Raw genomic sequence first — 18266 nt, forward strand, 5'->3', positions numbered from 1 at the left:
GGATGTGCCCAGGTAAAGCGCGGTACGGGCGTGTCGCGCCCGTACCGCTTCGTGCGTCACGTCACGTTGCCGGCGCTGGCCTTCCACGTGTTGCACGCGCCGGGCATGGCGTACTTGTAGCCGCGCTCCATCCAGGCGGCCTGCGTCGGGCCCTTGCCGTGGTCGTTCTGCGGCCAGCTCTTGGCGCCGTTCTTGCGGAACCAGTCCACCACGCCGTCCCACTGCTGCTGGTCGATCGGCATGTCGTCGGCGATCGTGCTCATGAACACCGAGGAGAAGCACTCGGCCTGCAGCTCGGAGCGGCGCGAGAGCTGCAGCCCAGCGGCGGTGCCCGAGCTGTTCCTGGCCGCCCAGTAGTAGTTCCAGATGCCGGACATCTGCTGCACGTGGTGACCGTACTCGTGCGCCATCAGGCGGGCGATGCCCAGCGCGAACGGCTGGCGCAGCTGGTCCTTGGTGATCAGCATGTACATGGTCTTGTCGCCGGAGCAGTAGAGGCCGTCGGCGCCGGTGCTCCACGCGCCGCAGGGCGTCTTCACCTTCCTGGTGATGATGCGCAGCCTGGGCTTGCTGAACGACAAACCGGCCTTCCTGAACTGCGAGGTCCAGGAGGCGTTGAGACAGTTGGTCATCTTCGTGAGGAAGCTCTTGTACGCCGCGGTGCTTCCGGAGGGCAGGTCGCCGGGCTGGCAGTGCGAGTCGGCCAGCCGTCCGGTCTTGTACAGAGGGTTCGCCGTCGCCGCCAGCTTCCCGCTCGGGGGAGCGGACTGGGACGCGGCGGGCGCCGGCTGGGCGGAAGCCTCAGCCGAACCCATCCCGACCAGGGAGAACACCAGGCCTGCTGCAAGGAGTGACGAGAGTTTCCTGAGGGGAGAAGTCATCATAGTGGGGAAAACAATAGGTCAAGATCGGACAAAGAGGGGCGGATTTGACTCCGATGAGTCAGCACGGACCCCACGAACTAGACTCGGTCTGTTGGCGATGTGGACAGAGGGGAAGATCCGTGAGCGGGCTGCTGGGCTCAGTCAAGGGACCACACGACGTCAAACGGCTCGCGGTCGAGGAGCTGCCACAGCTGGCGGGGGAGATCCGTGACCTGCTCGTCGACTCCTGCGCCCGCAGCGGGGGGCATCTCGGGCCCAACCTCGGGGTCGTCGAGCTGACGATCGCCATGCACCGCGTCTTCGACTCGCCGAAGGACCCGATCATCTGGGACACCGGCCACCAGTCGTACGTCCATAAGATGCTCACCGGCCGCGCGGGCGGCTTCGACCGGCTCAAGCAGGAGGGCGGCCTGTCCGGCTACCCCAGCCAGGCCGAGTCCGAGCACGACTTCGTGGAGAACTCCCACGCCTCGACCGCGCTGTCCTACGCCGACGGCCTGGCCAAGGCGTTCAAGATCAAGGGCGAGCACGACCGCACGGTCGTCGCGGTCATCGGCGACGGCGCGCTGACCGGCGGCATGGCCTGGGAGGCGCTCAACAACATCGCCGACGTCAAGGACCTGCGCTGCGTCATCGTGGTCAACGACAACGGGCGCTCCTACTCCCCGACGATCGGCGGCCTGGCCAGCCACCTGTCCTCGCTGCGGATGACCCGCGGCTACGAGGACATGCTGGAGTTCGTCAAGAGCAAGATCGGGAACGTTCCCTTCGTCTACGACGCGCTCCACGGTATCAAGAAGGGCGTCAAGGACGTCCTGTCGCCGCAGGTCATGTTCGAGGACCTCGGGCTCAAGTACGTCGGGCCGATCGACGGGCACGACGAGCAGGCCGTCGAGGTGGCCCTGGCCAAGGCGCGCGCCTTCGGCGGACCGGTCATCGTGCACGTGCTCACCCAGAAGGGCCGAGGCTACGCGCCGGCGGAGAACCACGACGAGGACCAGTTCCACTCGCCGGGCGCCTTCGACCGCGCCACCGGGCTGGAGAAGCCCAAGGGGCGCATCTGGACCAACGTGTTCAGCGAGGAGCTGGTCAAGCTCGGCGCCGAGCGCGAGGACCTGGTGGCGATCACCGCCGCGATGCTCCACCCGACCGGGCTCAACGCCTTCGCCGACGCCTACCCCGAGCGCACGTTCGACGTGGGCATCGCCGAGCAGCACGCGCTGACCAGCGCGGCCGGGCTCGCGCTCGGCGGGCTGCACCCCGTCGTCGCCGTGTACGCGACGTTCCTCAACCGCGCCTTCGACCAGTTGCTCATGGACGTCGCGCTGCACAAGCTGCCGGTCACCGTCGTGCTCGACCGCGCTGGCGTCACCGGCGACGACGGCGCCTCGCACAACGGCATGTGGGACCTGTCGATCCTGCAGGTCGTCCCCGGCCTGGGCATCGCGGTCCCGCGCGACGGCGAGCGGGTCGTCGAGCTGCTGCGCGAGGCGGTGGTCTACGACGGGCCCAGCGTGCTGCGCTTCCCCAAGGGGCCGGTGGCCGACACCGTCCCGGCGATCGGCAAGCTCGGCGAGATGGACGTGCTGCGGGCCGGTGATCCGGACGTGCTGCTCGTGGCCGTCGGGCCGATGGCGCAGGTGTGCCTCGACGCGGCGGTGCTGCTCGACGCTCAGGGCATCTCGGCCACGGTGGTCGACCCGCGCTGGGTCAAGCCGCTCGACGCCGCGCTCGTGCTCGCGGCCGGTGCGCACAAGCTGGTGGCGGTCGTGGAGGACAACGGGCGGGTCGGCGGGGTGGGTGACGCGGTCGCGCGGTTGCTGCGCGACGCCGACGTGGACGTGCCGGTGCGGACCTTCGGGATCCCGCAGCGCTTCCTCGACCACGCCAAGCGGGCCAAGATCCTCGGCGACATCGGCCTGACGGGGCAGGACCTGGCCCGCGAGATCACCGAGGCAGTCGCTCGCCGGAGCGCCCCGATCGACGCGCCACACTGACCTTTCCGCTGTCGTCGGGCGCACCGTGTGCTCCGTGGCCCTCGGGCGCACCGTGTGCTCCGTGGCCTTCAGGCGTATTGCCTGCTTTGCGCCCTTCGCTCGCTTGGCGGTCTTCGGGCGCGTGGCCGTTTTTGCGCGCTCGGCGGCCACCGCTGAGTGCTCTGCGGGCGACGGCGGCCAGCCCGGCGACGGCCACGGCCGCCACGGCCGCGACGGGCACCAGCAACCCGGCGTTCTCCCGCACCACGCCGCTGGCCAGCGCGCCCAGCGCCACATAGGCGCTCACCCACGCGGTGGCGCCGGTCAGCGCCCAGGGCATGAACTTCCGGTACGGCACGCCGAGCGTCCCCGCCACCGCCGGGGTCAGCGCGTGCACCACCGGCAGGAAGTAGGCCACCGCCAGCGCCCACCCGCTGCGCTCGAACAACGCCTCCGCCTTGAGCCAGCGCTCCTCGCCGATGCGCCGCCCCAGCCTGCCGTACCGCAGTCTGGGTCCGGTCTTCCTGCCGAGCCAGTGACCTCCCGTCGCGCCCGCCGCGCAGGCCAGCACCCCCGCGGCGATCAGCGCCAGCGCCTCGGCGGGGCTGTCCGCCGTGGTTCCCGCGACGATGAGCAACGCGTCGCCGGGGATGATCAGGCCCACGCCGACGGAGGCGTCGAGCGTGAGGAAAGCGAGCATCAGCGGCCACACGACACCGATGTCCTGGCTGGCGAGCGTGTCGAGCAGGTCGTTGAACATGCGTCCAGCCTGCCGTTCCCGCTGGTCCGCCACATCGGCCTGCAGCCTGAACCTGCGGCGGCCAGAAGGAGGAGGTGAATGATCATCGGCGGTGTGGGCAACATCACAATGTGGAGATCTTTCGCACCAAGAGCGTCGAGCAGTCCATCCGCGACACGGAGGAGCCGGAGCACCGGCTGCACAAGCGGCTGTCGGCCGTCGATCTGACGGTCTTCGGCATCGGTGTGATCATCGGCACCGGCATCTTCGTGCTGACCGGCCGGGTGGCCAAGGAGAGCGCCGGGCCCGCCGTCGCGCTGTCCTTCGTGGTCGCCGGCGTCGTCTGCGCGCTTGCCGCGCTGTGCTACGCGGAGTTCGCCTCGACCGTGCCTGTCGCCGGGTCCGCGTACACCTTCTCCTTCGCCACCCTGGGCGAGTTTCCCGCCTGGGTGATCGGCTGGGACCTGATGCTGGAGATGGCGCTGGCCGGCGCCGTGGTGGCGGTCGGCTGGTCGGGGTACTTCAGCTCGCTGATCGCGTCGATGGGCATCCATCTACCGGCGTCGATAGCCGACGCCGAGTCCGGATTTATCAACATTCCGGCCATGGTCATCGTGGCTCTGCTGACGGCCATCCTCTATGCCGGGATCAAGCTGTCGTCGCGGGTCAACCTGGTCATCGTGGTGATCAAGGTGTCGGTGGTGCTGCTCGTCATCATCGCCGGGCTCTTCTTCGTCAAGGCCGCGAACTACACGCCTTTCATCCCGCCCGCCGAGTCCACCGCCGGCGTTTCCGGTCTCAAGGCGCCGCTGATCCAGGTGCTGTTCGGCATCACGCCGGTCGCCTTCGGGGTGATCGGCATCTTCTCCGCCGCCGCGATCGTGTTCTTCGCCTTCATCGGGTTCGACATCGTGGCCACCGCGGCCGAGGAGACCATCGAGCCGCAGCGTGACCTGCCGCGCGGGATCATCGGGTCGCTGCTGATCTGCACGGTCCTCTACGTCGCCGTGTCGCTGGTGGTGGTCGGCATGCAGCCGTACAGCCAGCTCAGCGAGAAGGCGCCGCTCGCGGACGCGTTCGCCGCGGTCGGGCAGACCTGGGCGGCGACGCTGATCAGCATCGGCGCGATCGCGGGTCTCACGACGGTCGTGATGATCCTGATGCTGGGTCAGACGCGGGTCCTGTTCGCCATGTGCCGCGACGGCCTGCTGCCCCGCGGCCTGGCCAAGGTCCACCCCCGCTATGGCACACCGGCCACGATCACGCTGCTGGTGGGCGGCGTGACGATGCTGCTGTCCGGCTTCATCTCTCTGGGAGCCCTGGCCGAACTGGTCAACATCGGCACCCTCTTCGCCTTCGTGGTGGTGTCGATCGGCGTGGTCATCCTCCGCAGGACGCGCCCGGACCTGCCGCGCTCGTTCCGCACGCCGCTGGTCCCGTGGGTGCCTGCGCTGTCGGTGCTGGCCTGCGTGTACCTGATGCTGAACCTGCCGGTGGAGACGTGGCTCCGGTTCGTGGTGTGGATGATCATCGGCGTGGTCGTCTATTTCCTGTACGGCTACCGCCACAGCCGCGTCGCCAATGCCCCCAAGCCCTAACCAACCAGGGCGATCGCCCCGCCCACCCGGGCACGGTGATCGCCCTCCCTTCGCTTGCGGGGCCCTATCTCTTTTGAGCCCTCAGCACGCGCGCCCTCAGCACGCGCGCCCTCAGCACGCGCGCCCTCAGCACGCGCGCCCTCAGCACGCGCGCCCTCAGCGCTCCCGCACCCCGAGGTCTCCCGCTTTCCGTGTGGCCCGCACCCCTCACTGCCCCTTGCATAAGGCTGGCCGTCAGCCTCGCCACGGTTGGCCAGGTGAGCCGACCTCCCGCACGTGCTCCATGAACGTCTCGTAAGCCACACCCCCACCCCCCGCCCACATCTTCTGCGCGAGAAGCCCGAACGTCGGCTCCACCATCCGCCACACGTCAAGCTCCGTGTACTCCGCCCGCACCAGGTCGTTCCACACCGCCGACATGGCCCCCAGCAACAACGGCTCCCCAGGCTCGACCACCTGCCCGTCCGCGAACACGTGCGGCTCCCAGTTCTCGTACAACCACCGCCCGTCCAACCCCTCCCCGCGGTAGTAATCCGCATAGGGGACGATGTACAACAAATCATCATTGGTGTTGATGAACCGGTACCCGTCGCGAACCGCCTCGGCTGGGCCGTACCACCCGTTGTTCCAGCTGTTGATCGTCACACCCCGGTCATAACCATCAGCCGTCCCGGTCATCCGCGTCGCACTGCCCCAAGCCCGAGCCCGCTTCCCCAACCCCCGCACATGCGCGGCCATGTCATTGAAGAACCCGCGATAGAGCTCAGGATCAGCGAAGTACTCATCAGTGCCGTAGTGAACCTCCTCCGCCCTGAACCACGGCATGAATTCCGTGAATACATCCCTCACAAAGTCCGTGCTCTCGGGCTTGCTGAGATCGAGGTGGTCGGAATTCCCCCCGTCCAACCCCAGCTCAGGCCGGAACGCGACGAACGCCCGCGCATGCCCGGGAGCATCGATCTCCGGAATGATCGTCACCCCGTTGGCGCTCGCGAGATCCTCAAAGGAATCCCACTCGGCCCGGTCATAAGCCCCATCTTCGGCCGCCAGTCCAGAGAACTCCGGATTGTCACTCCTGAGCCTGAACGCCGCCTTCGCCTTGGTCCAGTCCCCATCCGGCGCCTTGATCTCGTTGTCGTTGAGATGCAGCTGGAACTCGTTGAGCTTGTACCAACCCATCACCTCTATATAGCCCCGAATGGCCTCCGCGGTGAAAAACCGCCGCCCGACATCAAGCATGAATCCACGAGATTCATAATTGGGCCAGTCCACCGCCGTCCCCACCGGAACCGCCCCCCGCACCAGCATCTGCAGAAGACTCCGCGTCCCGTAGAAGAGACCGGTCACCGAAGGCGCCGTGACAACCACTCGCTGAGCCGTGACCTCCAGCCGATACCCCTCCCGATCGAACCGCAGACCACCGCGGTCATCACCCAACGACGGATCCAGCACCAGGACCACATCCGCCCCTCCCGCGTCGGCGACACGGGCGGGGCGCCCGGTGTGCCGGGTGAGGTCGGCGGCTAGCCGCGTGGCCATGGCGGCAAGGGCAGAGTCGGGGACGGCAATGGCCGCGTCGCGGGTGCCCAGGGCGGCAAGGGCAGGGTCGGGGACGGCGATGGCCGCGTCGCGGGTGGCAAGGGCCGCGTCGCGGTTGGCGATGGCGGCAAGGGCTGGGTCGGCGGCGGCGATGGCGGTAAGGGCCGAGTCGGGGGCGGCGATGGCGGTAAGGGCCGGGTCGGGGGCGGCGATCGCGGCAAGGGCCGCGTCGTGGGTGGCGATGGTCGGTTCCGCCGGGAGGGTGAAGGTGCCCGATCCACCCGTCCACGTCTGCAGAGCAGGGATGACCACGGGCTTCTCAAGAGGCGTCGATGCCGAAATGTGTCGCACACACCTACCGTATGGGCATAAACGCGCAAATGGCAGCCCAGAGAACGTCTCCCCGGCCGCCGGTGTAAGCACTACATGAGGCGCATACTTCTCCTCCTGGCGATCATCGCCCCCATCCTGGCCCTCACCGCGCCCGCCAAGGCAGGCGGATGGGCGGTCACGTACCTGGACCCGGCGCCGGCCGCCTTCCAGCCGGACACGTCGTACACGATCGGTTCGTGGGTGCTGCAGCACGGGAGCCATCCGTACTGGGGCAGCGAGTCCGACCTCAAGGTCGGCCTGCGATTCACCGACGGCCGGCGCACCCTGGACTTCCCCGCCGTCAAACTCCGCGAACCCGCCCACTACGCCACCGCCGTCGCCGTACCCGCGGGAACGTGGCAGGTCGTGGGCGTCCAGGAGTGGTTCGCCCCCTTCCCGCTGGGCACCCTCACCGTGCCAGGCGCCCTCCGCCTGAACCCTCCCGCCCCGGAACATAAGGAGGCCGCGGCCGCGTACCTGAGCGCGAACAACGGCAAGGACCCCTGGGGCACGATCCGTCCAGCCGCACTCCCCACCAAACCCAGCACCGCCGCCCAGCCACCCGCCGCCGCCCTCCCAGCAGCCGCCCCGGTAGCCGCCATCTCCCCGGACCGCCCGACGCCATCGTGGTGGCGCCAGCCGTACACCCTGATAGCCCTCTTCGTGGTGGCGGGAGCAGCCCTCCTGACCGTACGGCTCCGCCGCCGCTCCTAGAGTCCGGGTCCCGCAACCCAAAGCCCCACCGAGAGACACCCACCCGACAGGCCCACCGCACCCAACGCGCTGGGCCTGTCGGCATGCGCTGCGACCGCCCTCCGCCTGTCGTTGCTCGCCCAACTCCCTTGGCGTCGAACGCGAAAGGCCGCTGGGGTACGTTCGCCCCCAACGGCCTTTTCGTGTGCGGTGTGCTACTCGGCAGATGCCTCGTCGGCGATCTCGTCGTCGGCACTGTCGGTGTCTGCGGCGGCGTCGTTCGCCACATCGTCACCGACGGCCACGTCAGCGGCCACAGCGTCATCCGCCGGAGCCGCCTCACCACCAGCGTCATCGGCGGCCGGAGCTACGACGTCCGCCGAGGCTGCGGCCTCTTCCGCGACCGGAGCCAGCTCGTCAGCGGCGGGAGCGCTTTCGTCGGCCGAGGTCGCAGCCTCGCCGATGGTCGTCCCATCCACGCCGAGAACGCTGCTGTCCTCGGTCGTGGCGGCGGCCTCGTCAGACGGTGCGGCGACCCCATCGGACGGTGCGGCTGCATCATCGGACGGTGCGGCGACCTGGTCGGACGGTGCCGCTGCCTCCTCGGCGGGCTCCGCCACGGGCGCTGCTTCCTCGACGGCCGGGGCCACCTCATCGGCGACGGCCGCGGTGTCCTCCATGGCCGGAGCGACCTCGTCAGCCACGGCTTCCTCGGCGGCGGGCTCGGCTGCGGGTGCCGCTTCCTCCGCTACGGGTGCGGCATCGTCAGCGGCCGCCGCATCTGCGGGAGCTGCCTCTTCCGCGGCCGGTGCGGCCTCGTCGGCGGGTGCTGCTTCCTCGGCGGCGGGCTCTGCCGCAGGTGCTGCTTCCTCCGCTGCGGGTGCAGCTTCGTCGGCGGGTGCTGCTTCCTCGGCGGCGGGCTCTGCCGCAGGTGCTGCTTCCTCCGCTGCGGGTGCAGCTTCGTCGGCGGGTGCTGCTTCTTCGACGGCCGGGGCCGCCTCATCGGTGGCTGCGGCCTCATCGGCGGCGGCCTCGTCGGCGGCCGGGGCTGCGACTTCGGCAGCGGGCTCCTCAACGGGAGCAGCTTCGTCGGCGGGGGCCGCCTCATCGGCAGGAGCGGCTTCGTCGGTGACGGCCGTGGTGTCTTCGGTGCCCGGGACTGCCTCGTCGGCCATGGCCTCGTCAGCGGCGGGCTCCGCTGCGGGCGCCGCCTCCTCCGCTGCGGGGGCGGCTTCGTCGGCAGGCGCTGTGTCCGTGGCTGGGGCTGCCTCGTCCACTGCTGGGGCGGCCTCGTCGGATGGTGCGGCTGCTTCCTCCGCTGCGGGTGCAGCTTCGTCGGCGGCGGGGGCTTCGTCGGCGGGGACGGGGTCGGCGGCTTCGGCGGCGACTGGTCCGGCGATGTCCTCGACGCTCGCGGCCACCGGCTCGACGGCAAGCGCGGCCGTCGGGTCGGTCGGGGCTGCCTCGTCGGAGGCCGGTGCGGCGGCTTCGTCGGCCGGTGCCACCGGGGCTTCGTCGGTGGCCGGTGCGAGGTCGGCGGCGGGCATGTCTGCGGGGGCTGCCTCGTCGGACGGCGCGGCTTCGTCAACGGCTGGGGCTGCCGGTTCGTCGGCGGCGGGAGGCTCGGGCTCGGTCGCCGGGGCCGCTTCGTCGGATGAAGCTGCCGGGGCCTCGTCGGTGGCTGGGGCGGCTTCGTCGGACGGGGCCTCAGGGGCTTCGTCGGTGGCCGGTGCAGGGTCGGTGGCGGGGGCCGTTACGGGGGTGAGGGTGTCGGAGGCTGGTGGGGCTTCGTCGGAGGGGAGTGGGTTGGTGGGTGCTGTGTCGTCTGCCGCATCCTCGTCTGAGGCCGCATCCTCTTCTGGGGCCGCTGCCTCTTCTGAGGGGGAGGTTACGCCTGCCGCCTTCTCCAGGGCGTCGCCCAGTTCTACCTTGACCAGGGCCTTCGTGTCCGTCGACAGGACGTCGCTGGCGAGGAGGTCGCTGACGATGGACAGGAAGCCGGGGCTGAGCGGGTGCAGGGGCGCGGTGGGCGGGCCGTCGGTGGTCTGGCTGGCCTGCTCCGGCTCCTTGACCGGCTTGCCCTGCGGGCTCGGGGCGCCGAAGAAGTCCTTGAGGACCAGTGACTTGCTCTCCGGGGAGAGTACGCCGTCGTCGCCGAGGTCCTTGAGGATGACGTCGAGCGTCCTGCCGCTGAGGCCGGCGATGAGGTCGTCGTCCGGCGGGTCGCCGGCGATGCGGATGTCGGTGGCCGCCTGGGCGGGCAGCGCCCCTGCCAGGCCGAACGTGGAAATACCGATCGCTACTGCGAGAAGTCCCTTGTTTAGATTGCGCATGCAGTGTCCGTACCCGGGGGGTCTTCCGGACACGTGACGGAGTAACCCAAAAGAGTCATTCGATTACCTAACGTGACTCACGTGTTGCCTTGTGGGTGTCTGCGTCAGGTAAAAGGCTGGGCAAGGTGTTTGGTGTCCACGCGGTGGCCTGCTTGTTCCAGGGCTGTGACGGCTTCCTTGATCCGGTGTTCGGGGACCAGGACGAGGTCGGCGTGGTAGGTGGAGGCGACGAAGACCGAGATCTCCGCTTCGGCCAGCGGGGTGATGATGGCGGCGAGCATTCCGGTGGCGGCCAGGTCGTGGGCTGAGCCGTACAGGCCTATCCAGCGCTCGCCCGAGCCGGTCGGCCAGGTTTCGCGGACGACGGTCAGGCCCTCCGGGGCCCGGACCAGGGCGATCCACTCGTCGTCCTCGGGGAAGGTCGCGTGGGGGAGGTGTTCCACGGCGAACACCGACGGCACGATGCCCAGGCGCTGTGAACTCATCCTCCAACCCTAGATCAGATTGATGAGGGGATGGCTGAGGTCCTTTTTGTGGGTGAGAGGGGGCGTATGGGGGCGGGGGTTTGTGGGGGTGGGGTCCGTGTGGGGGTGAGGGGGGCGGGGGTCGGTGGGGGAGTCAGGGTCTGGGGCGGATAGGGGTGGTTGTGGGCGGGGGTGGGCGCTACGATCGCGGGGAACTAAGGTTAGGCTTGCCTATCTAAGCGAGGATCGATGGCACGCGGATACGCCGGTGCGATGATGAAGACCTTCGGCGCCCGTGAGCACACGCTCACCGTCTCCGCCATAGAGGACCTGACGCCGCGCTACCGCCGCATCACCTTCCACGCGCCCACCCTGTTCGACGGCCAGCCGTTCCCGCCCGCCGCCTGGGTACGCCTCTGGGCCCCTGACCCCGTCAAACCCGGCCGCGAGCACCAGCGCGGCTACACCCTCGTAGACCCGGACGCAGACACCAGCCACGTGAGCCTGGAGTTCCTGCTGCACGAACCCAAGGGCCCCGCCTGTGAATGGGCGTCCAACGCCAAGCGGGGCGACACCATCCAGGTGACCCGCTGGGCGTCGGGCCACTTCCAGGCCCCCGACCCGGCTCCGGACGGGTACCTGCTGGTCGGCGACCCGGCCGCGCTGCCCGGCATCAACGCCATCCTCACCGCCCTGCCCGCGACGACGCCGGTCGAGGTGCTGCTCCAGCAGTACGAGGAGGGCGACAGCGACCTCCCGGTCGCCGACCACCCGATGGGTACGGTGACCTGGGTGTCCGACCTGGCCGCCGCCGTGGACGACCGCGACTGGTCGAACTGGTTCGCCTGGGTCACAGCCGAGTCCGCCGCGACCAAACGTGTCCAGGCGAGGCTCACCGAGCTGGGTTTCCCCCGCACCGACGTCAAGGGCCGCGCCTACTGGATCAAGGGCAAGGCCATGGGCACCGACCGCGAGGAAGCGCCCGCGGCACCCACGACGAAAGGGCAGTGGCGTTCACGAGCCGGAGCAAGACTGCTGGCCCCCTTACGCCCCAAACTCATCCTCGCCGGGATCTTCCAGGCCGTGGTCTCCCTGGTCCAGCTCGCTCCATATCTCCTGCTCGTGGAGGTGTGCCGCCGTCTCCTGACGAAGACCCCACTCCAGAGCCTGGGTTTCCTGGCCCTGGTCCTGCTCGGTGCCGGTACGGCTCTCGCCGGTGTCCTGCTGCTGGCGATGCACGTGATGGACGCCAGGTTCGGCCACCTCGTACGGACCACGGTGGTGCGCAAGCTCTCCCGCCTCCCCCTCGGCTGGTTCACCCAGCGCACCTCCGGGATGGTCAAGCAGGCCGTGCAGGACGACGCCGCCAGCGTGCACTACCTGGTCACCCACGCCGTGCTCGACGTGGTCGCGGCGGTGGTGGCGCCGCTGGCCGTACTCACCTATCTGTTCTCCGTCTCCGCCGCCCTGGCCGCGATCCTGCTGGTGCCGGTGCTCGTCTACATGGTCCTGACGGCCAGGATGATCGCGGCGTCGACCGCGCAGCTCGCCCGGTTCACCGAGTGGGAGACGCGGGTCGGCTCCGAGGCGGTCGCCTACCTGGACGGCCTGGCCGTCGTCAGGGCCTACGACGCCGGTCCAGCCGGCGGGTTCCGCGCCACCCTGGCCGAGCGCGCGCGGTTCCTGGACGGCTGGCAGCGCCCGCTGACCTCGCGCAAGACGCTGATCGACCTGGTCACCCGGCCGATGACCTCGCTGCTGCTGATCGTCGTCGCGGGCGGGTTGCTGCTCGAACCGGCTGACCTGCTGCCCTTCCTGCTGCTCGGGGTGACGTTCGGCGGCCAGTTGCTGGCCATCTCGTACGGCCTGGCCTCGGTGCGCGAGGCGACGACCGCCGCCCAGCGCATCGGGCTGCTGCTGTCCGAGCCCGAGCTGGCGGAACCCGACCCGCCACGCGCGCTGACGCCCGGTCACGGAAGAACGGTCCGCTTCCACGACGTGTCCTTCTCCTACGGGCAGCACCGCGTCCTGTCCGGCGTCAACCTCGACCTGGCCCCCGGTACGGTGACCGCGCTCGTCGGCCCCAGCGGCGCGGGCAAGTCGACGCTCGCCGCCCTCCTGGCCAGGTTCCACGACGTCACCGAGGGCTCGATCACCATCGACGGGACCGACCTGCGCGACCTGCCGCTCGACGAGCTCTACCGGGCCGTCGGCTTCGTCTTCCAGGACGTGTCGCTGGTGAACGCGAGCGTCCACGACAACATCGCCCTGTCCAGGCCGGACGCGTCACGGCAGGAGGTGGAGGAGGCGGCGAGGGCGGCGCAGATCCACGAGCGGATCGTGCGGCTCCCCGACGGCTACGACACCGAGCTCGGGCAGGACGGGCTGTCGGGCGGCGAGGCGCAGCGGATCACCATCGCCAGGGCGCTGCTGGCGGACCGGCCGGTGCTGGTTCTCGACGAGGCGACCGCGTTCGCCGACCCGGAGTCCGAGCACCTGGTGCAGGAGGCGCTCGGCAGGCTGGTGGCCGGCCGTACGGTGCTGGTCATCGCGCATCGCCTGCACACCGTCACGGGCGCCGACGCGATCGTCGTACTGGACGGCGGCCGCGTCGTCCAGCGCGGGAAGCACGCGGAGCTGCTCGGCGGCCCCGGCCTCTACCGCGACCTGTGGCAGGCCGCCCATCTCACGCAGGAGACGTCGTCATGATCCGTCAGACCCTCCGCCTGGCCGACGACCGCCGCGCCACCGCGCGCTACCTGGCCCTGGTCGGGCTCAGCGCCGTGATCAGGGCGGGCGCCGTCCTCGCCCTGGTGCCGCTGCTCACCGCCCTGTTCTCGGCGGATCCCGGCGCGCTGGTCTGGGCGTGCGCGTTCGCCGGGCTGGTCGTGGCCGGTTGGGCGGTCGACTACACGGTCGCGGGCGCCGGGTTCGCCATCGGGTTCGCGCTGCTGTCCGGTATCGAGACGCGGATCGTGGACCGGTTGCAGCGGATCCCGCTGGGCTGGTTCACCGCGGAACGCCGGTCGGAGGGTCAGCGGGCGCTGACCTCGTCCGGGCGCGAGCTGTGCCAGGGCATCGCGCACCTGATGACCCCGGCGGTCGGCGCGCTCACCACGCCCGCGCTGATCGGCCTCGGGCTGCTGTTCATCGAACCGGTGCTCGGCCTGGTCGCGCTGGCCGCCGTGCCGTTGCTGCTGGTCACGGTGTGGGCGAGCGGGCGCAGCCTGCGGGCCGCCGACGACGCCTACGCTGCGGCGTCCGCCGAGGCGGGGCGACGCATCATCGAGCTGGCCCAGGCGCAGCCCGCGTTGCGCGCTGCCGGCCGTACAGAAGGAGAGGGGTCGGCTGTGGGGCGGGCCCTCGACAGGCAGCGATCGGCGGCGTTGCGTCTGGTCGGGTTCGGGCTGCCCGGTCAGGTGATGTTCGGCTTCGCCACCCAGGCGGTGCTGCTCGGGCTGGTGGCGACCGCCGTACTCCAAGGGCTGGACGGCGCGCGAATCGTCGCCGTCGTCATCGTCGCGGTGCGGTTCGTCGAGCCGTTCACGACGCTGGCCGAGCTCTCCCCGGCCATGCAGGCCATGCGCGGCACCGTGGAAAGAGTGCAGGTCCTGCTCGACGCCCCAGCCCTCGGTGGTACGGCGGAGCCGGTCACGCCAGACCCGTCGAGGACGGCGCTCGAACTGCGCGACGTGCGCTTCGGCTACGAGGAGGGCGAGGACACCGTCGCGGGCGTGTCGTTCACCGTCGAGCGCGGCACCACCACCGCCGTCGTGGGCCCGTCGGGCGCGGGCAAGAGCACGCTGCTGGCGCTGATCGCCAGGTTCCACGAGGTGAGCGGCGGATCCATCCTCGTCGCCGGGCACGACGTGCGCGCCTACGACCCGGCCGTCCTCATGCGGCAGCTCGGCATCGTGTTCCAGGACGTCTACCTCTTCGACGCCAGCCTCTACGACAACATCCGCCTCGGCAGCCCGGACGCCACCGAGGAGGAGGTCAAGGCGGCAGCAAGCCGGGCGCAGCTCGACGAGGTGGTCGCCCGGCTGCCCGGCGGGTGGGAGACCCGGGTGGGGGAGCGCGGCGCCGCGCTGTCCGGCGGGGAGCGCCAGCGGGTGAGCATCGCCCGCGCGCTGCTGAAGAACGCGCCGCTGCTGCTGCTCGACGAGGCTACGGCCGCGCTGGACGCGGGCAACGAGCGGGCGATCATCGGCGCGCTGGAGGCGGGGCGCGGCGAGCGGGCGACCGTCATCATCGCCCACCGGCTGAGCACGATCGCCCGCGCCGACCAGATCGTGTTCCTCCAGGACGGCCGTGTGCTGGAGCGCGGCACGCTGGCCGAGCTGGTCGAGCGCGGCGGCCGGTTCGCGTCCTACTGGAAGCATCGCGAACAGGCCGCCGCGTGGACCCTATGAGGCCAGCGAGGAGAAGCCCGCCCGGTTCAGGTACGGCGTGATGCCGCCCAGGTGGAACGGCCAGCCCGCGCCGAGGATCATGCACAGGTCGATGTCCTGCGCCGCCGCGACCACGCCCTCGTCGAGCATGATGCGGATCTCCTCGGCGAGCGCCTCCAGGACGCGCTGCCGTACCTCGGCCGCCGTGGACGGCGAGGTGCCTCCGGTGAAGAGAGCCACCGCCTCGGGGTCGAGCGAGAAGTCCGGCGCGTAGACGCCGGGCTTGCCCGACGCGACCAGCTTCGCCATGTTCGGCGAGACGCCGAACCGCGACGGGAACGCCGCGTGCAGCGTCTCGGACACGTGGTGCCCCACGGCCGGCCCGACGAGCTGCAGCAGCGCGAACGGGGTCATGGGCAGCCCGAGGTCGTCCAGCGAGTGCTCGGCGACCTCCAGCGGCGTGCCCTCGTCGACGGCCGCGATGACCTCGCCCATGAAGCGGGTGAGCAGGCGGTTCACGACGAACGCCGGAGCGTCCTTGACCAGCACCGACGACTTGCGCAGCGACTTGCCGACGGCGAACGCCGTGGCCAGGGTCTCGTCCGAGGTGGACGCGCCGCGGACGATCTCCAGCAGCGGCATCACCGCGACCGGGTTGAAGAAGTGGAAGCCGACCAGCCGCTCCGGGTGCTCCAGGGAGGAGCCCATCTCGGTGAGCGACAGCGAGGAGGTGTTGGTGGCCAGCACGCACTCGGCCGACACGACCTGCTCGACCTCGGCGAACACCTTCTGCTTGACCGACATCTCCTCGAAGACGGCCTCGATGACGAAGTCGGCGTCGGCGAACGCGTCCTTGGTCAGCGACCCGGTGACCAGGCCCTTGAGCCGGTTGGCCTGGTCGGCGGAGATCCGCCCCTTGGCGAGGAGCTTGTCGACCTCCTTGCGCACGTATCCGACGCCGGCGTCGAGGCGCTCCGGCGACAGGTCGGTCATGACGACGGGCACTTCGAGGCGGCGGGCGAACAGCAGCGCCATCTGCGAGGCCATCAGCCCGGCGCCGACGACGCCGACCTTGGTGACCTTGCGTGCCAGCGCCTTGTCCGGCGCGCCGACCGGGCGCTTGGCGCGCCGCTGGACCAGGTCGAAGGCGTAGAGCCCGGCGCGGAGCGTGTCGCTCATGAGGAGGTCGGCCAGCGCCTCGTCCTCGGCGGCGAAGCCCTCGTCGCGCGTGGCCGTACGAGCCTGGGCGATCAGGTCGAGCGCCCGGTAAGGGGCGGGGGAGGCGCCGTGGAGCTTCATGTCGACGAGGAAGCGGGCGTCGCCCACGACCTTGTCCCAGTCCTCGGTGCTCTCGGTCCGCGTCACGGAGATGTCGGACGTGAGTACCTTCGCGGCCCAGCGCAGCGACTCCTCCAGGAAGTCGGCGGGCTCGAACAGCGCGTCGGCGACGCCGAGGGAGAAGGCGTCCGTCCCCTTGATCATGCGGTTCTGCGACAGCGGGTTCTCGATGATCAGCTTGATCGCCTTGGACGGGCCGATCAGGCGCGGGAGCAGCTGCGTGCCGCCCCAGCCGGGCACGAGGCCGAGGAAGCACTCGGGCAGGGCCACGGCCGGTACGCCGGAGGAGATCGTCCTGTAGGTGCAGTGCAGCGCGATCTCCAGGCCGCCGCCCATCGCCGCGCCGTTCACGAAGGCGAACGACGGGATGCCCAGCTCGCCGAGGCGGCGGAAGACCAGGTGGCCGAGCTGCCCGATGGCGAGCGCCTCCTCGCGGGAGGCGACGGTCGCCGCGCCCTTGAGGTCGGCGCCGACGGCGAAGATGAACGGCTTGCCGATGACGCCGACGGCCGCGAGGTCATTCCTTCCGGCGATCGAGTCCAGGGCGTCGTTCAGCGCGAACAGCCCCAGCGGGCCGAAGGTGTTCGGCTTGGTGTGGTCGAAGCCGTTGTCCAGCGTGATCAGCGCCATCGTCCCTGCGCCGCCGGGCAGCTCGACGTCGCGGACCAGGGCGTTGGTGACGACCTCGTCCTGCTCTCTGGCGGTCAGGAGGGTGCGGAGGGTGTCGATCATGCGAGGTTCTCCCAGATCACGGTGGCGCCCATGCCCATGCCGACGCACATGGTGGTGATGCCGTAACGCACGTCGGGCTTCTCGGCGAACTGGCGGGCGAGCTGGGTCATCAGCCGCACGCCCGAGGAGGCCAGCGGGTGGCCGAACGCGATGGCTCCGCCGTACTGGTTGACCTTGTCCGAGTCCTCGGGGATGCCGAAGTGGTCGAGGAAGGCCAGCACCTGGACGGCGAAGGCCTCGTTGATCTCGAAGAGCCCGATGTCGGAGATGTCGAGACCGGCGAGCCGCAGGGCGCGCTCGGTCGACGGGATCGGCCCCACGCCCATGACCTCGGGGTCCACACCCGCGAAGGCGTAGGACACCAGGCGCATCTTGGGCGACAGGCCCAGTTCCTCGGCCACGGGGGCGGCGGCCACCAGGCAGCCGGTCGCGCCGTCGTTGATGCCGGAGGAGTTGCCCGCCGTCACCCGGCCGTGCGAGCGGAACGGCGTCTTCAGCTTCGACAGCCCGTCGAGGGAGGTCTCCGGGCGCGGCGCCTCGTCCTCGGTGGCCAGACCCCAGCCGAGCGCCGCCGTCCTGATGGCGGTCGGCACCAGGTCGGGCTGGATCTTGCCGTCGGCGTACGCCTTGGCGACCTTCTCCTGCGACAGCACCGCGTAGGCGTCGGCGCGGTCCTTGGTGATCTCCGGGTAGCGGTCGTGCAGGTTCTCCGCCGTCATGCCCATGACGAGCGCGCTGGGATCGACCAGCTTCTCCGACAGGAAGCGCGGGTTGGGGTCGACGCCCTCGCCCATCGGGTGGCGTCCCATGTGCTCGACGCCGCCGGCGATGGCCACGTCGTAGGCGCCGAACGCGATGCCGCCGGCCACGGAGGTCACCGCGGTCATCGCTCCCGCGCACATGCGGTCGATCGCGTAGCCGGGCACGCTCTTCGGCAGCCCGGCCAGCACGGCGGCCGAGCGGCCGATGGTCAGCCCCTGGTCGCCGATCTGCGTGGTGGCCGCGATGGCGACCTCGTCCACCCGCTCGGGCGGCAGCGAGGGATTGCGGCGCATCAGCTCGCGGATCACACGGACGACCAGGTCGTCGGCGCGGGTCTCCGCATACATGCCCTTCGGGCCGGAACGGCCGAAAGGCGTGCGTACGCCGTCGACGAACACGACGTCACGGGAGGAAGGCACTCGTTCGCTCCTCAAGAGTTGGAAGC

The 18266-nt window shown here is 70.3% G+C and carries 12 protein-coding genes; 5 read left to right on the forward strand and 7 right to left on the reverse strand.

Annotated elements, in window-relative coordinates:
• Window positions 1-56 precede the first annotated feature (56 nt).
• A complete protein-coding gene (locus ACIBG8_RS31985; RefSeq protein WP_397346756.1) occupies window positions 57-884 on the reverse strand; it encodes a neutral zinc metallopeptidase in 828 nt (275 codons plus the stop codon).
• Between the two features lie 128 nt (window positions 885-1012).
• Between ACIBG8_RS31985 and dxs the strand changes: the two genes are divergently transcribed.
• Window positions 1013-2881 carry a 1-deoxy-D-xylulose-5-phosphate synthase gene (gene dxs / locus ACIBG8_RS31990; protein WP_397347814.1) on the forward strand — a complete coding sequence of 623 codons (1869 nt, stop codon included), beginning with the start codon at window positions 1013-1015 and terminating at the stop codon, window positions 2879-2881.
• Here dxs and ACIBG8_RS31995 read toward each other — a convergent pair.
• Complete coding sequence (locus ACIBG8_RS31995) at window positions 2832-3620, reverse strand: DedA family protein (RefSeq protein ID WP_397346757.1); 789 nt, start codon at window positions 3618-3620, stop codon at window positions 2832-2834. The genes dxs and ACIBG8_RS31995 overlap by 50 nt on opposite strands.
• Window positions 3621-3730: 110 nt before the next feature.
• Here ACIBG8_RS31995 and ACIBG8_RS32000 point away from each other — a divergent pair, with 110 nt between their 5' ends.
• On the forward strand, window positions 3731-5197 hold the full coding sequence (locus ACIBG8_RS32000) for an amino acid permease (protein WP_397346758.1): 1467 nt from the start codon (window positions 3731-3733) through the stop codon (window positions 5195-5197).
• 234 nt (window positions 5198-5431) lie between these two features.
• On the opposite strand, the gene ACIBG8_RS32005 is transcribed toward ACIBG8_RS32000, so the two are convergent.
• On the reverse strand, window positions 5432-7087 hold the full coding sequence (locus ACIBG8_RS32005; RefSeq protein ID WP_397346760.1) for a glycoside hydrolase family 20 protein: 1656 nt from the start codon (window positions 7085-7087) through the stop codon (window positions 5432-5434).
• 75 nt (window positions 7088-7162) lie between these two features.
• On the opposite strand from ACIBG8_RS32005, the gene ACIBG8_RS32010 reads away from it, so the two are divergent.
• Window positions 7163-7822, forward strand: a complete 660-nt coding sequence (locus tag ACIBG8_RS32010) for a hypothetical protein (RefSeq protein WP_397346761.1) — start codon at window positions 7163-7165, stop codon at window positions 7820-7822.
• A gap of 194 nt (window positions 7823-8016) precedes the next feature.
• On the opposite strand, the gene ACIBG8_RS32015 is transcribed toward ACIBG8_RS32010, so the two are convergent.
• Both ACIBG8_RS32015 and ACIBG8_RS32020 read right to left on the reverse strand, forming a co-directional pair.
• Window positions 8017-10134: a hypothetical protein gene (locus ACIBG8_RS32015; protein WP_397346762.1), complete on the reverse strand. Its 2118-nt coding sequence runs from the start codon at window positions 10132-10134 to the stop codon at window positions 8017-8019.
• A 104-nt stretch (window positions 10135-10238) separates the two neighbouring features.
• On the reverse strand, window positions 10239-10619 hold the full coding sequence (locus tag ACIBG8_RS32020) for an ACT domain-containing protein (protein WP_397346764.1): 381 nt from the start codon (window positions 10617-10619) through the stop codon (window positions 10239-10241).
• 228 nt (window positions 10620-10847) lie between these two features.
• Here ACIBG8_RS32020 and ACIBG8_RS32025 point away from each other — a divergent pair, with 228 nt between their 5' ends.
• Window positions 10848-13307, forward strand: a complete 2460-nt coding sequence (locus ACIBG8_RS32025) for an ABC transporter ATP-binding protein/permease (protein WP_397346765.1) — start codon at window positions 10848-10850, stop codon at window positions 13305-13307.
• Window positions 13304-15010, forward strand: coding sequence for an ABC transporter ATP-binding protein (locus ACIBG8_RS32030; protein WP_397346766.1), 1707 nt, complete (start codon window positions 13304-13306; stop codon window positions 15008-15010). The genes ACIBG8_RS32025 and ACIBG8_RS32030 overlap by 4 nt, the downstream gene beginning before the upstream one ends.
• On the opposite strand, the gene ACIBG8_RS32035 is transcribed toward ACIBG8_RS32030, so the two are convergent.
• Both ACIBG8_RS32035 and ACIBG8_RS32040 read right to left on the reverse strand, forming a co-directional pair.
• Complete coding sequence (locus ACIBG8_RS32035; protein WP_397346767.1) at window positions 15005-17059, reverse strand: 3-hydroxyacyl-CoA dehydrogenase NAD-binding domain-containing protein; 2055 nt, start codon at window positions 17057-17059, stop codon at window positions 15005-15007. The genes ACIBG8_RS32030 and ACIBG8_RS32035 overlap by 6 nt on opposite strands.
• Window positions 17056-18219 (reverse strand): thiolase family protein, encoded by a 1164-nt coding sequence (locus ACIBG8_RS32040; RefSeq protein WP_397347815.1) that lies wholly within the window; start codon window positions 18217-18219, stop codon window positions 17056-17058. The genes ACIBG8_RS32035 and ACIBG8_RS32040 overlap by 4 nt, the downstream gene beginning before the upstream one ends.
• Window positions 18220-18266 lie beyond the last annotated feature (47 nt).

Source organism: Nonomuraea sp. NPDC050556, assembly GCF_044457355.1.
In the GTDB taxonomy this organism is placed as follows: Bacteria; Actinomycetota; Actinomycetes; order Streptosporangiales; family Streptosporangiaceae; genus Nonomuraea.

Excerpts from the sequence above, each read along its gene's own strand:
- ACIBG8_RS31995 (WP_397346757.1), bottom strand. The coding sequence starts at position 3,620 with ATGTTCAACGACCTGCTCGACACGCTCGCCAGCCAGGACATCGGTGTC.
- ACIBG8_RS32015 (WP_397346762.1), bottom strand. The coding sequence starts at position 10,134 with ATGCGCAATCTAAACAAGGGACTTCTCGCAGTAGCGATCGGTATTTCC.
- ACIBG8_RS32010 (WP_397346761.1), top strand. The coding sequence starts at position 7,163 with ATGAGGCGCATACTTCTCCTCCTGGCGATCATCGCCCCCATCCTGGCC.
- ACIBG8_RS32030 (WP_397346766.1), top strand. The coding sequence starts at position 13,304 with ATGATCCGTCAGACCCTCCGCCTGGCCGACGACCGCCGCGCCACCGCG.
- ACIBG8_RS32020 (WP_397346764.1), bottom strand. The coding sequence starts at position 10,619 with ATGAGTTCACAGCGCCTGGGCATCGTGCCGTCGGTGTTCGCCGTGGAA.
- ACIBG8_RS32035 (WP_397346767.1), bottom strand. The coding sequence starts at position 17,059 with ATGATCGACACCCTCCGCACCCTCCTGACCGCCAGAGAGCAGGACGAG.
- ACIBG8_RS31985 (WP_397346756.1), bottom strand. The coding sequence starts at position 884 with ATGATGACTTCTCCCCTCAGGAAACTCTCGTCACTCCTTGCAGCAGGC.
- ACIBG8_RS32025 (WP_397346765.1), top strand. The coding sequence starts at position 10,848 with ATGGCACGCGGATACGCCGGTGCGATGATGAAGACCTTCGGCGCCCGT.